Here is a 15,446-nt window from a genome sequence, read left to right as displayed (position 1 = left end):
ATAGCCAAGAACATTGCCGCGAGATCTACTCGGTTCGGCCAATATAATCGTCGCAACCGCCATGGTGGGGATCTTGCGAAACTTGGTGGAGCAGCGTCCAGGGGCGAGTGACAGATTCGTCCTCCAGGAGAGAAAGAAATCGAACGGGAGGTTACACAGCCACACCGCAGATGCAGTTAGCATCACCGATTCATGAGCGGGACAGGCACCGACTTGCCCATCAAATCAGGCCCCTGACAATCTATGCAGTGACCGCCGGCGACAATCATTTCGCCGTCACCGTTTACATCACCAATGCGTCAAAAACCTGGCAGCCAAGGGACTGTGACAGAAGCTCGTGCCCGCCTTGGCGGTGACAGATTCACTTTGAATCTCCAGCAGACTAAACCCTGACCAACTCGAACACTGTCCGCTTACCTGCCCAATACAAAGACGACAACGTCGTTGCGAACGGAGACACCACGCTGCAGCAAATCATCGAGAAGAGTGAAAGTGGCGAACTTAATGAAACGCCTGCATCAGCAGTACGATGAACAACCGCGGAGCGGTTGGTGATTAATTGACGGCAAGAATCTTTTCATGACTCGGTGCCTCGTCACCTACAAACAGTTTCAAGACAAAAGACGTAATGTCTTAGGACCGACTCAATGACGGCACCGCAACAGTCGCGATTCGCGACTGTTGCGTAATGCTCCAATACTATGCCGATTTATTCGGCAGTGATCGCCATCACGACTGGCGACACGACGCCCGGCCCGGTGACGAAATCGATCTTGGTGATCGATTCTTGTCGTTTTGGGTGAATGGCGAGGTAGCGGATTTGTTGGCCTCGCAAATCAAATGCAAATTGCGAATCCGGAACGTCGACGCGGCGGATGTAGTCGGCGAACTCTTTTCCGTTGCGTAGGTCGTGATCTTCGCGCTCGCCATCGGCATAGTGCAATCGAACGGTCAACGCGACCACGTCTTTCGCTCCATACGGAAACGCCCAACCGCCGACTCCGCTGAGCAAATGGATCGCCTTGGCTGGTCCGTTAAAGGCAACCGATACCGATTTCGGCAACGCCCGACTGATTTCACCATTCGGACTAAACAAGACGATCACGTTGGGAACCGATCCATCACGAGGATCGATCAATTGAAACGGCACACCGGCAACGGTCTTGGGCGACCAGTCGGCAAACACCAAACGTTCCGCGCGATTGTTTCGGTCGGCAAACAGACTCCGATCACTCGGCAGTGTTGCCGACTTGCTCAAGTCGATCGGAACGAACTTGCCACGTTTGACGAGAAACTCCAACAAGTCCGTCAGCTCGTCGGGCGTCATCGTCTTTTCAAATCCCTCGGGCATGATCGACTTGGTCGACATTCGAAATTCATCAATGTCGTCCCGCAAGACGCTTACCTTCTTGCCTTCGGTATCAAACAGTTCAATCGAAGTCTTTGACTCGGATGCCAACATCCCATTGATGATGACGCCGTCCAAAGTCAGCACGCTGTAGGCACGAAAGTTGCCTTCAACGTTGCGGTTGGGGTCAAGGATATGAGTCAACAACTCCTCCTTGGGGTGAACCGCCATGCCAGTCAAATCAGGCCCGACCGTCGCTCCCTCGCCGGAATGCATGTGGCATTTCGAACAATGCTTCGTAAAGGCAAGTTTTCCTTTGACCGTATCGCCTTTGGTATTGGCAACGAACGATAATTCTTCCAAAACTTGCATGCGGTCCGCACTCGGCAGCGAACCACCCTGTTTGAGCAACTTGGTCGCCAGATCACGAATCGTTCGATCCGAGTGCGATGCGAGAGCCTGTTTTTGGTCCAGCGCAAGATCGGCGAACGTGGCCGTGCCCGTTTCGATCCCACGCAACAATGCGAGTGTCGAGGCGGGACGCTTCAGCAACAGCACGATCGCTGACTTTTTCAGCGTCGGCGTCATACCCGAGAACCGATCGACGATTTCGTCGCCAAGCGAGTCCGAACGACTAGCCCCCATCGATTCAATGATCCCCATCGCAACCGCCGGTGGCGTGCGGGGATTCACTTCATCTAACAGCGAAACCATGACGCCGGCATCGCCGGGCATAAACTCAACCAGTTGCCGTGCCGCGTTGATCCGATCTTGATCTGCGGCCGATTCGTCACGAACCACGGCGAGCATTGAATCAGCAATCTCTTGGCCGTATTTTGCAAATCGCTTGCTGCCCCAACGGGTCGCCAGCTTGACCATCATTCCACGCGTTCCCGATTCAACTCTCGGCAAAGCTTCTTCCAAACGAGTTTCGACAGCGTCGGTCAACTGAACCTGTCCGGAATCATTTCCGGCCGAGCCAAAACCGACCGCGAAACCCTGGACGACTGCATCTAGCAAACGCGGATCAGCTTCGGCGGCACTGGCCAACAAGCCAGCCGCGTCCTGGACATCATCACCACGAGCATAGTGGTCCGCCGCCCGGCCGACGATTTCAATCGCACGCGGCGACGGGTCAACGACACTGGCCAATGACGTCAATAGACTGCCGCTGTTGCGAGCCGCTGCACTGGTTGCCGCGTCTGGGATCCAGCGATCTGCCATCGCACTTGGATCGCTAATCACGTCAAGCACGAGCTTGGCACCACGATCACTCGCAGGCAAATCAGCGATCGCCAAAACCGCAGCCAAACGAACCTGAGTGTTGGCGTCGCGCTGGACGTTTGCAGCACTGATCGCTTCGATCGATGCCCCGATCGGCGGCAGCACCTGCAACGCATTGCGACGAACACCGGCCGACGGGTGCCGTAGAGCAGCGAACACCACTTCGTTCACATCATCGCGAGATCCATCGACCAATCCCAAACCATGCAACGTCCACAGCGCATGAATAGCGCCCACGTTCAGTCCGATTTCGTCAACTGATTTGGATTGAATCAGAGCAAACAAAGACTCAGCCACGTCGGCTTCGCCACGTTCAACCAGTAATCGCTGGGCATGCTTGCGAACGATCATGGTCGGATCGGCAAGTCCACTGACCAGTTCCTCGGGCGTTGCCTTGGATAAGTCTGGTGTCCGACCTTGCTTAGAATCATTGGCGACTAAACGATAGATTCGTCCGTGTTTCTTATCTCGCAGCTCCGTTTCATAAGCCGCTCCCTTGCCCGTTTTGAACCCTTTAGGCGTCGGATTGTGCTGGACGATGTAGTTGTACCAATCGATCACCCAAACCTGTCCGTCAGGCCCGACTTCGGCCATGATTGGCGCGGTCCATTCGTCGTCACTGGCGAACAAGTTGAACGGACTTGTCGAGCTGAAGTCACTACCTTTGGCGTCCAACACAAACGAGCCAACCAAGTGACCAGTCGGTCCGCAAACAAATCCGACTCGGTTCCAATACTCCTGGGGATATTCACGGGCGGTATAGAGCGAATGCCCAGCCGCCGCGGTGTAGCCACCGTGGTGATCCACTTGGCGCACTTTGTCAGTGATCGGATGGAAGTCGTTCGTGTCGGCAATCGACGACAAAGTCAGCGATGTCGCCCAACCGCGAACCTGTTCGTAATAGCGGTTGGCGATCGGCATATAGATACTGGGGTTGCCGTTAGCGGTCGACCCAAAGATCAGCCCCTCTTCACTTATCCCAAGGCCCCAGGTGTTATTGTTGGTCGACCGAATGAATTCGACTTCACTGCCATCCGGCTTCATGCGAAAAAAGCCCATGCGAAAATTCTGTTGCTGCTTTCCATCCGCGATTGGCTGCGACTGGTTGTAGCCCTGCATCGCCCAGATCCAATTATCCAACCCGTACTGGAAATTGCTGACACCACCGTGAGTGTCGCCGAGTTGCCAGTTCGAAATCAAAACTCGGCGTTCGTCTGCCTTGTCATCGCCATCGGTGTCTTTCAGGTACAGCGTCTCGGTAGCGTTCTGAACAATCACGCCGCCTCGGGAAAAAGCAATACTGGTTGGAATGCTCAGCTCTTCTGCGAAGACAGTAAACTTGTCAGCCTTGCCGTCGCCGGTCGTGTCTTCACAAATCCGGATCCGGTCACGTGCGGTTTCGCGAGGCTGCAATTCATTGGGGTAGTCGACCGTTTCGGCGACCCATAATCGCCCTCGTTCGTCCCACGCCATGCAGATCGGCTTGCCACCTAAATCAGGCTCGGACGCAAACAGTTCCACATGCAAGCCTTCGGGAACAACGATGTGCTTGAGCGACTCGGTCGGTTCAACCGGTTTCTGCATCGTGCTGAGCGGTTCGCCTTGGACGCCCCAGTCTTTCGATGGCGTGTAATTGGGAATTTGCCCGCCAACATCAACGTACTCAAAAGGCTTTAAGTCCTTGGGCATCTCGGTTGTGTTCGGTACGTCGAACGGACGGTCCGAAAGATAGTCACCGGCGGCTTGTGGATCGTTGCCCGTGGCCCAACGGATGCCGCGTTCTACCAAGTTTTGAAAACCAGGATTTGTCCACGTCCGGCCGTCGTGTCCCCATGCGGTATAGAAGACGCGGCCATCGCCTTCAGTGCGAACCCAGGTCCACGGTTCACGCCCTTCGGCGTCGACTCGGTACTCCAGCACGGTTCGATCTTTTTCGTTGTGCAAGTGATGCACATAAGTCTCATCCCAACTCTTAAAGCCACCAAACCCCGACATCAATTCGTGACCTGACTTTGAATCTTCAGCGCGAAAGACTCCTGTCCCGTGACGCTGAAACTGGGCTCCCATCAAGGCCACCAACTCAGGCTGATTACGGAAACAGAACGTTGCACAGTGCAGTGGAACAAAACCGCCACCACCAGCAACGTAGTCAAGCAACGCATCGGCGCTGCCCTTATCGATCTCGTCGATATTTGCGTAGAGCGCAAATGCATCAAACTGTTTCAGCTTTGCCAAGTTCACGTCCGCGACCTGGTCGGTGTACGTCATCTTAATGCCGCGAGCGTTGAGAATCGGCTGCAATTCGTCGAAACGAACTTTCGGCTGGTGCGAACCGCTGTCACCCAAGAACAAAACACGAATGTCTTCGCAATGACCGACCGATGGCGAAAGAGCCATCAGCAAACCAGACAATGCGAACACGATGGCAACAAGAAACTTCATGGTGAGCTGACTTTTCATAGAGAATCAAACAAATGAACGGGCGCACTAACTTCGCGTCAACCAGAAAACTGGCTGAACAACGAGGCCAATCAAATACAGAGGACGAGCCCGTTAATTAAACCCGCACACTCGGCTTCAACGTAAACTCAGGCAGTCGCACGATTTGACCACCGTTTATCGCGGACTCGTGCGCACAGATACCGACGCAGGTCCAATTGGCAGACGTAACCGCATCGGGTCGGGGTGCTCGATCATCCAGCACCGCACGAACAAACTCGTTGACCAAGTGAGGATGCGACCCTCCGTGTCCGCCGCCTTGCACGAACGAAAGATGATCGGCATCGTGGATCTCTTGCGCCTGCGTGAAGCGGCGAATCGACTCAGGCAATCGGTCAGCAAAGTCAGGCACTTCGATCGGCTGAGCAATCTCAGATTCGGGCTCTTTGGCAGTGTGCAAGACGTGAGGCTGGTTTTCGATCAGCGTCCACTCGAAACTCTTTTTCGTTCCGTATACGTCAAAACTTTCACGATACTGACGCGCGACGTCATACAGCGCTCGCCAAACATGCGCCGTCAAATCCGTGTCTTGAATCTTGATATGACAGGTTTCGACTGCGAACTGACAACCTGATTTTTCTGCAATGTCATCTCGAACAGCCCCCGAACCAAAACAACTGACATATTCGGCGAGACCATCGACCAAACCAAGGCAGGGACTGACGACATGGGTCGCGTAGTGCATCGGCACCATCTTTTGCCAGTAGTCGGGCCATCCATCCATATCTTGCGGATGTGAGGCCGCCAAGTGCTGGATCTTGCCAAGCTCGCCTCGATCGTACATGTCCTTGATGAACAGAAATTCGCGACTGTAGACGACCGTTTCGGCCATCATGTACTTCAGCCCTGTGTCTTCAACCTTCTCGACAATCTGGCGGCATTCTTCAACCGTCGTTGCCATCGGCACTGTACACATCACGTGCTTACCCGCATCGAGCGCACGCAGTGACATCCAAGCGTGGTCACCGATCGGACTGTTGATATGCACGGCGTCGATATCAGGATCAGCCAACAACGCTTCAAAGTCCGTGTACCGACGTTCGATACCGAACTGATCCGCCGTCTTATTCATTTCGGCTTCGTTGCGACGGCACACCGCAATCACCTCTGCGTCTGGGTGAGCGTGATAGATAGGAATAAATTCAGATCCAAACCCCAAACCCACCATCGCCATTCTGACTTTTCGATCGTTCATTCTTCTTGCGTTCCACTTCTGAAAAGACTGCGGGTCTGTAATTTCGTGCATTTCGCACGAAGCAATTGTGACTTGTATTGTTACCGGAGTATAGATTTGCCGACCAGGAAAAAAATGCGAAAACGCGAATGCTTTATGTGAAATTTTACACAGTCGATGAGCTTAACTCAGGTAAACTCCGAAATCATGACAAAGCAGAAATCCGTCGCGTTACTCATTGAAACATCGAACGCCTACGCGCGAGGCTTGCTCAGCGGTATCGCATCGTACATCCACGAGCACGAACTCTGGTCGATCCACTTGATCGAACAAGAACGCGGCGCCCCGCCGCCTTCGTGGTTAAAAAACTGGGACGGAGACGGCCTGATCGCACGCATCGAGAATGACGAGATTGCGAGTGTGGTTAGCAAACTAAAGATTCCATTGGTTGACGTCAGTGCGGCCCGCAAGGTTCCCAACATTCCCTGGGTCGAAACCGACGACACCGCGGTGGCGAAAATGGCATTCGAGCATTTTCGCGAACGAGGGTTCGAACAGTTTGCCTTCTGCGGTGAGTTGGAATTTCAGTGGTCAACCCAACGACAACAGGCATTCGAAAACTGCGTCAAAACGGCAGGCTATTCGTGCAGCATTTTTACGCCGAAGACCAGCCCAACAAGATTACTCTCACTCAAACGCGAGCGTAATCGAATGGCGAATTGGCTGCTTTCGCTGCCACGCCCCACCGGGATCCTCGCTTGCTATGACATCAAGGCGCAGCAAGTCTTGGACGTTTGCCGTGAATTCGGCATCAAGGTTCCAATGGAACTCGCGCTGCTTGGTGTCGACAATGATGAACTTCTTTGTGATCTGTGCACACCGCCACTCTCAAGCGTGATTCCGGCGGCTTACCAAACAGGCCGTGAAGCCGCTGCGATGTTGGACATTCTGATGAAAGGCGGAACGGTAAAACCGTTAGCGAAACTCCTGGAACCGCTTGGCGTCGCCACGCGTCAATCGACAGATGTTTTAGCGATTGAAGATCCTCATATCGCGAGCGCGGTTCGATTCATCCGCGACCATTGCTGCGAAGGAATCAATGTTCAAGATGTATTGAAGTCGATCCCGCTCTCTCGCCGCGTTTTCGAAAATCGTTTTCAGGCAATCGTTGGCCGCACACCCCACCAAGAAATCGTTCGCCGACGAATCGACCGTGTGCGACAGTTGTTGATCGAAACGGAACTAACCTTGCTGCAGATCGCCGAGCGATGCGGATTCCAAAACCACGAATACATGAGCGTTGCGTTTCGACGCGAAATGGACGTGCCGCCGGCGACCTACCGCCGAAACGCCCGCAAGCACTACGAGAACTGAGCGGCACACGCTCTTCGTTGCAGCTCGTCTTGTCCCATCGCCGAGAAGAAATGTGGCTAGAAAAGTGGCTGGTGGCCTGGGTCTATTTCACAAACGACTCGACACTGCACTTCCGCGACTTCCGCTGGCAAAATCATCTCCGGTCCATTGCCGTGTATCGCATGCAACGTCGCCCCTTGCCAGCGGCCAGCCATCGATGACCAGCCGCCAACAACACACCTCGTATCTGCGAACCACGAATTCGTGGCACAACCGACAACGTGGGTAGTCTCGGCAATCTCGTCCGGCAACCAACCAAAACCGCTCTCAAAGGTATCGGCGAAAATCTCAATTTTCTCGAAAAATCCGTTTTTCTCAGCCGCATCTCTTGCATTTCGGTTGTTTCTGAAAAACTGAACCCCCATAGTGAGAGGGCTATGTCGACCGGCGTGTCGACCTTTTCAGCGATTTTCACTGCACTTTTCTCGAGGAATTTTCATGAGATCCTTTTGCATGCTGACTCTATTTTTGGTTGGCTTCGCCTGCTCGACCGGATGCGAAACCTCGAACGAGCCGGTACCGGTTACGACCAGCGAAGACGACATCGCTGCGTACGAAGCTTCGCTGGAAGAGACCGATGGCGGGAACGAAGAACAGTAGCCATCGGCTACGGAGTGAAAATTTCCGGACGAAGATTACTTCGTCCGACTCTGTTCGTACTTTTCTTAGGAGACAGATCATGGCTAGACGACGTTCAGGTTTCACGCTGGTGGAACTATTGGTGGTCATTGCAATCATTGGCGTTTTAGTGGGACTACTTTTACCCGCGGTCCAAGCGGCACGCGAAGCGGCTCGCCGAATGAGCTGCAGCAACAACTTCAAGCAAGTGGGATTGGCAATTCACAATTACCACTCGGCCTACAAGCAGATGCCGATGCAGGGCACCGGTGGGACGAACGAGACAGCAGATGCGTGGGCAGATGCAGACAATCCCGGACCGACAGCAGGCCCTCCGCAGGGATACTCGCGTCACATGCTCAGCTACTTGGTTGGCATTTTGCCATTCATGGAACAGCAAGCCGTTTGGGAAAACATCTCGAATCCATCTGTCGACGAAGAAGGCGAATCGTGGCCAGCGAGCGGACCAGCTCCCTACGCAATCCGCTACAAACCCTGGGCCAGCGACATCCCGATGTACCGTTGCCCAAGCGATCCAGGTAGCGGACTGCCGACCGTCGGCCGAACCAACTACGCTGCCTGCACCGGCGATGCCACCAGCCGCAGCCAACTTGGCGTTTCACGTTTCAACGGCGGCCAAGGTCGCTGGCGCTACCAAGACGAGGCCTGGTTGGTGAGGCAATGCCGAGCTTCACTGCGTGGCGCATTCGTGCCAAGAAAGTCGTCGAAGTTTCGCGACATTCTTGATGGGCTGTCCAACACGATCGCGGCGGGCGAGATCTGCACCGACTTGGGCGACCGAGACATCCGAACTGCGGCTGCCCAGAACCAAGGCGGCTTGAATAACGCGGCGGGTTGGGGCCAGGGCACAATGTTGAACCCCAAGACCTGCGAAGACGCTGGTCTGATCGATCCGCTTCGTCCTCGGTTTTGGGCTACCGGTACAACCGTTACCGCAAACGCCGTGACTCGTGGCGGTCGCTGGGCGGACTACCGTCCGCTCTACACTCAGTTCAACACAATCCTGACGCCAAACAGCGAGGTGTGCTTGGGGGGAAACCACGGAACTCAGGGAATCATTCCCGCAAGTAGTCGTCACCAAGGTGGTGCGCACATCTTGATGTGTGACGGTGCGGTGACTTTCATCACGGACTCAATTGACGCGGGCAATTCACGTGCAGAAACGGTGTGGTACCAAAACAACACCACCGAAAGCTCCAATCCGCCAGGCAGCGCAAGCCCGTACGGATTGTGGGGAGCACTGGGATCGAAAGATTCAAGCGAAACGATCGACGAATCCTTCTAGAGATTGACCGCAACGGCAAATTCGCTTGCCAACTGTTTCACAATCGAAAAGCCTCGCATGAAAATTTTATGCGAGGCTTTTTACTAAACGGCCATCACGCTTGCCTTTGACGGTGCCTGCAATAATCACAGATCCAAACAAGTGCTCTATCGGATCACCGAATCCGTAAGAAAACACAAACCATTTCGGGTACCAAAACCGTCGATGCAGAAGGCACTGTGATTGCAAACGTTTGCTATGGAGCGATCACCCGCGCACCGCCATTCGGTCGATATTGCGTGATTCGATTGAGATTCACTATGAACAACAAGCGACTTAGCGCCAGATCCAAAACTGGAAAGTTCTGGAACGGCAATTCGATCCCAGGAGATGTGACGCGATGCACCGCCCCGACAAGACACACCCCAAGAATGATGCGGATCACTCTACCGCAGCGAAAACTGAAACCGTCCATCCAAGCCAAGGAACGCTCACTCGCGTTAAATCATGGCTAAGTGACGGAAACGTTTTGGCCGCGCTGGTAACCGGTATTCTTGGGCTGGCGGGCTCCGCGTTTACGATGCTTGTATCTGATCGCGAGCCGAAGACCGTGAACGTCGTGCTTTCACGCGCAGCAGGAAACACAGTAGCTTCGGACGGACCTTCTCTCGAGCCCCCGACAATTCAAGATCAAACGACGGCCCACCAGCCCAACCTAGTCTTGAATTTTTCCGAATTTCAACACCAAGTGACGGATGCTACGTTGCAGGCAGACGACCGGTCTCGCCTAGTCAGTAAGCTAATAGGGCGACAGGTGATCTGGAAAGGTTATGTCGATGAAGTGGTCAACTCAAAAGAACCGACTGACGAGTTTGCAGTGACCGTGTCTCTCGTGGAGAACCAAGCCAAGACAGCTCAGTCAATGTTCAAGACGCCGGCACTATTCCGATTCAACCGCGACAGCTCTGGATCAGTCCAACATCTTCGTAGCGGTGATCCTGTCACGTTGTCGGGAACGTTCGTCGAACATTCGCTCGTCGCAACGGTTGTTGAAGATGGGCATCTGTTGCGATAGCCAAAAACCGATGCCATCGTTATTGCGTCTCGCCAGCAAACTCAACGCATGAAACGAGGGGCACAGAGCACGAATCGTGCACACAAAAACAAATTGGCGAATGAGGCTGGCAATAAGGCATCACAACCGCAGACACATCGTGAAAGCTACTTTGCTTGGCTGATGATGATTGCTTGTTCAAATCAACGAGAAGACGTCCACCACGACAGCAACTCGGATAGCCAGAATCATTCGGGAACGGCATCACCGAATGCGTCGCACTGCGTGACACAACCAACGGCATCGCCGGAGTTGCCAGCACTTTTCCCGACAATTGTTTACGAACAAAGCAGGCGGTGGAAATCAAACAGAGGACTTGGGGGCTTAACGGCTTCGGCAGTGCCCAAACAAAGACACGGATGGACTCGTCGACTTCAGCAACTTCGACCACCTCTTCGACTTCTACGCGACTTCAGGGATCAGGATGGCTCCGCCACACTAGGGGCACTTCCCGCGTCTGCCTGCCACTTCCTTGGCAACGCGAAGCGCGGCGTCACAGTCGCAAGCGATTTGCATCATCGCCAAAGCTCTCAATTCAGTCTGCATCCACATCAAAGCAAGACTGAACCGTAATGGATCGGCAGTTGCGAGTGGGTTTTGGTCCGGCCATATCGGTGCACCTCAATCGCACGCAATTCGCAAACCTAACGATTCAGGACATTTCTTTTACATTGTTTTGAAATCATTCGCACCTTTGAAACCACTTATCATCGTCCAATGGACGAGTCAAACCTCTCTCGTCCGTTTTAAAGGAACCCAGCGATGAAAACTTTTCGTTTAACCAGCCACCTAAGCCTGATCGCATTGACGTGCGTGATCGTCTCTCAAACTGCCAATGCCCAGATCTTCCCTGCCCTAAACGCTCGTGAAGGAAAAGGCAACCAAGACAGCAGCAGTGAACAGGTCAAGGAAGCCAACTCTGTCGACGTTCAAGTTCGGTTGTCAAACCCGACCATGTTGTCAGGCAAAAACGAAATTAACTATGTCCGCATCACTCTGACAGGCAGCGAACCAGCCGAAGCGCCCGCCGCACCTCCGGTCAATGTCGCCATCGTGATCGACACCAGTGGATCAATGCAGGGCAGCAAGATTGTGCAAGCCAGAAATGCCGCTATCGCCGCGATCGATCGATTGCGAAACCAAGACATTGTGTCCGTCGTGCTTTACGACTCGGTCGTTACCGTACTAGTTCCCGCCACCAAGGCGTCCGATCGGGAACTGATCAAATCGAAGATTCGTTCCATCAAGGCCGACGGCAGCACCGCGCTGTTTGCAGGCGTCGCGAAAGGGGCCGCCGAAGTTCGAAAATTCCTTTCCAACGGCAGCGTCAATCGAGTGATCCTGCTTTCCGATGGGCAAGCCAACATCGGACCAAGCAGCCCACGTGAATTGGAGCGTCTCGGCGCATCGTTAGTCAAAGAAGGCATCAGTGTTACGACGCTCGGACTGGGACTCGGCTACAACGAAGACTTGATGAGTGGCTTGGCGGCAACGGGCAGCGGAAACCACATTTTCGTCGAAGAAGCACAAGACCTAGTCGCTGTATTCAACAATGAATTCAACGACTTGATGAGCGTCGTTGCAAGTGACTTCAAAATTAAGGTTACGACGAACGACGGCGTGCGCCCAGTTCGTGTATTGGGCACCAAAGCTGACATCGTCGGTCATGACGTTTACCTTCCGCTTGCCCAACTGTATTCCAACCAAGAACGTTACTTTGTGCTGGAAGTCGAAGTGGATTCGGCTGAGAATGCCAAGCAAGCAAATCTATTATCAGTCAACGTCGACTACCAGGATATGATCAACGGATCGTCCGCAAGCTACAAGACCGACGTGGGCGTCAAATACACTCGCGATATCGCGGAAGTCAAAGCCCATCGCGACCATGAAACGTACGCTTATTGCAGCGTACAAATCGCCAATGAAAAAAACGTTCGTGCCACGGCGCTACGGGATGCAGGACAGATCGAGGAGGCGCAACAACTGCTGACCAGCAATGCCGCGACGCTAGAAGAAGTGATGAGAGAGTGCCAAGAAAACGATGCGTTAGGCGTATTACCCGAGCTTGAAATGAACATGAATTACAATCGCGACAGTGCAGAACTGGTCAAGAACAAGGACTGGAATCGCAGTCGAAAAGTCATGCGAGGAAAGCAAAATGAAATCCAATCCCAACAAAGCAGTGGCATGATGGACTACATCTTCGGTGGCAGCAAAACTCGTTCGAAGTCTGACACGAGTTCGGGTTCGAGTTCATCCAAGTAACGCTGCTGCTAGTCACCGATGCCCAAACTCCTATTCCTCGCACTGACCCTGCTCGTTGCCGCACCGCTGGTGCTGTTGGGATGGCTGTCCGCATCACAGTACCGTTCACAAGCGACGCTGGCACGCCAACGAATTGACGAATTGATGCAATCGCAGCTGGCGGATCTTGATTCGTCCGTTGCGGTTGTATTTGACGGTTACGAAGCAGCGTTGAAAGACACACCGACATTGATCAATGCGATCAGCCAGTTCGATCGTAGTATGCCGATGGTCCGCACGAGCATGGTCGTCGATCGACGAGGCAACTTGTTGTACCCGCCACCACCGATCATGAATTCGGGTGACGAAGTGATGCGGTACCGAGCATTGCCCGCGATCATCGAAAGTCGTCCACCGATGGGCGATGATGACAGCGCCAACACAAAAGCAACCGCCAACTACGCGACTTCTGCCGCGGTCAATTCGGCGTGGCAAGTTTGGTTCTTGGATGAAGGCATGCAACTGATCTACTGGCGACGTTCTGCCAATGGCAAGTCGGACATCGGCACGCTGCTGGAACGATCTCGCTGGATCGCCGACTTGACCGCAGCACTTCCAGATCGTGCGAAACAACCCGCGAGCACGTCTTCGCTTCGCAGATCGACTTTCCCCAACGGTGTGATCACTAAAATTCCATCATCGAAAGCAACCAACGCCCAAGGCTTTGTTGGTTTGGTCGATGAACGCCAGCGGATGATTTATCGCTGGGGCGATCGCTCGGATCGACGTCCGCGTCCGATCGCGTCGCGAAATTTGCCGCCGCCGCTGTCCGCGTGGCGATTCGAACTTCACGACGATGACCCGATACCTGCGGCCGGCTTGGTATCGACACTCGCGCCGCTGGCCGGTGCCGGAGTCGTGTTGTTGGCGCTGGGCGGTTACGTCCTGAGCAGTGTTCGTCGCCGAATGAAACAGGCCCAGGACCGCGTCAGCTTTGCGTCCCAGGTGTCGCACGAACTGCGCACGCCGCTAACCAACATCCGGCTGTACGCAGAACTCGCTGAAGCCGACTTAGAAAAATTGCCAGCGGGTGAGGTTCGCGAGAGTCTGGGCAAACGCCTGGGAGTGATCGATAGCGAAAGCCATCGATTGGGTAGGTTGGTATCCGGCGTCTTAGAAGTCATTCGTGATAGCAAAAAGCTAAGACCGCCACGACTTGTGACTGCCAATCCTGACGAGATCATCCATCAGACATTGACTCAATTTTCGCCGAGCTTCGTCGGCTCGGAAATCGAAATCGATTCGCAACTGCAATCCGATCGGGATGTCCTGATCGATTCAGACTTGGTTGAGATGATCTTGGTGAATCTGTTTTCGAACGTCGAAAAGTATGCAGCTGCGGGGCGTTACTTGGGCGTTCGCTCTCGGTTCGACGAAGATGACTTGATCATTGATGTCATCGATCATGGCCCGGGGATCGCACCGCGTCACCGGAGAATAATTTTTGACGCGTTCACCAGACTGAATGATTCAACAACGGCACCAAGTGGCACAGGCATCGGATTAACGATCGCACGCCGGTTGGCTCATCGTCACGGTGGCACGTTGAACTATTTGAATCATGACCAGGGTGCTGCCTTCCGTCTCCGTATTCCGACTAGTGGAACATCACAATGAAACTCACCATTTTGGTCGCCGAAGATGATCCACACACCCGAGCCGCCCTTTGCGAAGTGCTTCGTAGGGAAGGGCACAGCGTCATCGAAGCTGCTGACGGTAAAGAAGCACAGTTTCGATTCGACAAGAAGGCGCCAGACTTGGCGTGCCTCGATGTGATGATGCCCGGTGTTAGTGGTTTCGACCTGTGCCGCCACTTTCGCAAGACCCATCCAAAACTACCGATCCTATTCATCACCGCCAAGAGCGAAGAGATCGACAAGGTGGTCGGACTGGAACTAGGTGCGGATGACTACATCGTCAAACCATTTGGCACTAAAGAAGTGATCGCGAGAATTCGCGCTGTCGGGCGGCGCTGCATCAATGGCTTCGCCAACGAAACCGATGAAATTAAATTCTCACAAAATGATTTCGAGATGGCCGGCTTGATCGTGATGCCGCGCCGCATGCAAGCGTCACGCGATGAAACGACGATCAATTTGACGACCAAAGAGCTACGAATATTGCAGGCCTTGCACAGTCGTCCCGGCGAGGTGATTGACCGCGAAACAATCTTTCGGATCGGATGGCAAGAAGGACCGCCACCAAGCACTCGAACTCTTGACCAAACGATCAGCAACCTCCGCAAACGCATCGAACTTGATCCAAAGCACCCCGACATTATCGAGACCGTTTACGGAGTGGGCTACCGATACGAGCCTTAGTCGCGAGCACACTGCACCAGCAGAATTCGCAAAATAACGACCAATCACTTCAGCAACAGCACCGCAGGGATAGCCGTCAGAACGCT

At 53.9% G+C, this 15,446-nt stretch carries 9 protein-coding genes; 7 read left to right on the top strand and 2 right to left on the bottom strand.

What is annotated here, in order from left to right:
* Window positions 1-709: 709 nt before the first annotated feature.
* Window positions 710-5,074, bottom strand: a complete 4,365-nt coding sequence (locus Poly59_RS17750) for a PVC-type heme-binding CxxCH protein (protein WP_246151745.1) — start codon at window positions 5,072-5,074, stop codon at window positions 710-712.
* Between the two features lie 115 nt (window positions 5,075-5,189).
* On the bottom strand, window positions 5,190-6,326 hold the full coding sequence (locus tag Poly59_RS17745) for a Gfo/Idh/MocA family protein (protein ID WP_146535468.1): 1,137 nt from the start codon (window positions 6,324-6,326) through the stop codon (window positions 5,190-5,192).
* A gap of 186 nt (window positions 6,327-6,512) precedes the next feature.
* Here Poly59_RS17745 and Poly59_RS17740 point away from each other — a divergent pair, with 186 nt between their 5' ends.
* From Poly59_RS17740 to Poly59_RS17715, 7 genes are all read left to right on the top strand, one after another.
* Window positions 6,513-7,679 carry an AraC family transcriptional regulator gene (locus Poly59_RS17740; protein ID WP_146535467.1) on the top strand — a complete coding sequence of 389 codons (1,167 nt, stop codon included), beginning with the start codon at window positions 6,513-6,515 and terminating at the stop codon, window positions 7,677-7,679.
* A gap of 477 nt (window positions 7,680-8,156) precedes the next feature.
* Entirely contained in the window at window positions 8,157-8,318 is a 162-nt protein-coding gene (locus Poly59_RS29650) for a hypothetical protein (protein WP_186776359.1), read from the top strand.
* Window positions 8,319-8,397: 79 nt separating this feature from the next.
* Window positions 8,398-9,642 (top strand): DUF1559 domain-containing protein, encoded by a 1,245-nt coding sequence (locus tag Poly59_RS17735; RefSeq protein ID WP_146535466.1) that lies wholly within the window; start codon window positions 8,398-8,400, stop codon window positions 9,640-9,642.
* A 379-nt stretch (window positions 9,643-10,021) separates the two neighbouring features.
* Complete coding sequence (locus tag Poly59_RS17730) at window positions 10,022-10,696, top strand: hypothetical protein (protein WP_146535465.1); 675 nt, start codon at window positions 10,022-10,024, stop codon at window positions 10,694-10,696.
* 801 nt (window positions 10,697-11,497) lie between these two features.
* A complete protein-coding gene (locus tag Poly59_RS17725; RefSeq protein WP_146535464.1) occupies window positions 11,498-13,000 on the top strand; it encodes a vWA domain-containing protein in 1,503 nt (500 codons plus the stop codon).
* 18 nt (window positions 13,001-13,018) lie between these two features.
* Window positions 13,019-14,656 carry a sensor histidine kinase gene (locus tag Poly59_RS17720; protein ID WP_146535463.1) on the top strand — a complete coding sequence of 546 codons (1,638 nt, stop codon included), beginning with the start codon at window positions 13,019-13,021 and terminating at the stop codon, window positions 14,654-14,656.
* Window positions 14,653-15,360 carry a response regulator transcription factor gene (locus tag Poly59_RS17715; protein ID WP_146535462.1) on the top strand — a complete coding sequence of 236 codons (708 nt, stop codon included), beginning with the start codon at window positions 14,653-14,655 and terminating at the stop codon, window positions 15,358-15,360. Before Poly59_RS17720 ends, Poly59_RS17715 begins: the two co-directional genes overlap by 4 nt.
* Window positions 15,361-15,446: the final 86 nt, after the last annotated feature.

It is taken from the genome of Rubripirellula reticaptiva (genome assembly GCF_007860175.1).
GTDB classification, from domain to species: domain Bacteria; phylum Planctomycetota; class Planctomycetia; order Pirellulales; family Pirellulaceae; genus Rubripirellula; species Rubripirellula reticaptiva.
This window is presented reverse-complemented; position numbering and strand designations above follow the sequence as displayed.

Coding starts and splice junctions, on each gene's coding strand:
- Poly59_RS17720 (WP_146535463.1), top strand. CDS start 13,019: ATGCCCAAACTCCTATTCCTCGCACTGACCCTGCTCGTTGCCGCACCG.
- Poly59_RS17745 (WP_146535468.1), bottom strand. CDS start 6,326: ATGAACGATCGAAAAGTCAGAATGGCGATGGTGGGTTTGGGGTTTGGA.
- Poly59_RS17725 (WP_146535464.1), top strand. CDS start 11,498: ATGAAAACTTTTCGTTTAACCAGCCACCTAAGCCTGATCGCATTGACG.
- Poly59_RS17715 (WP_146535462.1), top strand. CDS start 14,653: ATGAAACTCACCATTTTGGTCGCCGAAGATGATCCACACACCCGAGCC.
- Poly59_RS17730 (WP_146535465.1), top strand. CDS start 10,022: ATGCACCGCCCCGACAAGACACACCCCAAGAATGATGCGGATCACTCT.
- Poly59_RS17740 (WP_146535467.1), top strand. CDS start 6,513: ATGACAAAGCAGAAATCCGTCGCGTTACTCATTGAAACATCGAACGCC.
- Poly59_RS29650 (WP_186776359.1), top strand. CDS start 8,157: ATGAGATCCTTTTGCATGCTGACTCTATTTTTGGTTGGCTTCGCCTGC.
- Poly59_RS17750 (WP_246151745.1), bottom strand. CDS start 5,074: ATGAAGTTTCTTGTTGCCATCGTGTTCGCATTGTCTGGTTTGCTGATG.
- Poly59_RS17735 (WP_146535466.1), top strand. CDS start 8,398: ATGGCTAGACGACGTTCAGGTTTCACGCTGGTGGAACTATTGGTGGTC.